The organism is Nocardia noduli (assembly GCF_019038455.1).
Lineage (GTDB): Bacteria > Actinomycetota > Actinomycetes > Mycobacteriales > Mycobacteriaceae > Nocardia > Nocardia noduli.
Genome location: NZ_JAFMPL010000254.1, coordinates 1 through 691 on the forward strand (window position 1 = coordinate 1; position 691 = coordinate 691).

Sequence of the window (691 nt, forward strand, 5' to 3'; positions counted from 1 at the left end):
ACCCCGCGTCGTGCAGGAACCCGCCGTCTCGCGTGTAGGACTTACCCGCCACCCCCGGCTCGGGATCGAACAACCCCACATCCCAGCCCCGGTCCAGAGGCCACTGCGACACCACATCCCGGCCCTGGGCCACGACCTGCCACAGATCCTCCCGCGAGGAGACACCGCCCGGAAGCCGACACCCCGCGCCAACAATTGCCACTGGTTCACTCGAACGGCCCGCTAATAGATCATTCGATTGCCGCAAAGCCAAATTTTCCTTAGCGGAAACACGCAGAGCTTTTACAAGTTCTTCTATCGATAACGACATATCTAATTCTTTCCGATCAATTCGTGTCGCGCTGCATAATGTAGCGCACAAGATTTTCGGGGTCCATTTCATCCACCGCGTCTTGAGTAATGTCACTGCTCTTGGCGACAGAATTACTTTTATCGTCCACAGCAAATCTCAGCAGCTGATCGAAGATTCCCGACGAACGGAGCCGCTCCATTGAAACATTTGCCAGGAATTCCCTAATGACAGCTTCGTCTTCACGAGAAGGGCCACCGAAATGGTAGTTTCCCGCCAGCTGCTGGTGTAGATGTTCGGTGACCGCTCTCGGGGTCGGGTAGTCGAAGATCAAGGTCGCCGGAACCGCCACTCCGGTGGCGGTCTTGATCCGGTTGCGGGCTTCGACGGCGGTGAGGGAGT

General features: G+C 57.0%; 2 protein-coding genes. Both read right to left on the bottom strand.

All coding sequences use genetic code 11. The features are described 5' to 3' along the window. A partial coding sequence (locus JZ792_RS41240) for a beta-ketoacyl synthase N-terminal-like domain-containing protein (RefSeq protein ID WP_216918422.1) occupies nt 1-202 on the bottom strand: 202 nt, incomplete at its 3' end. Between the two features lie 124 nt (nt 203-326). Further along, the coding region (locus JZ792_RS41245; RefSeq protein ID WP_216918423.1) for an acyl carrier protein at nt 327-691 on the bottom strand (365 nt) is incomplete at its 5' end.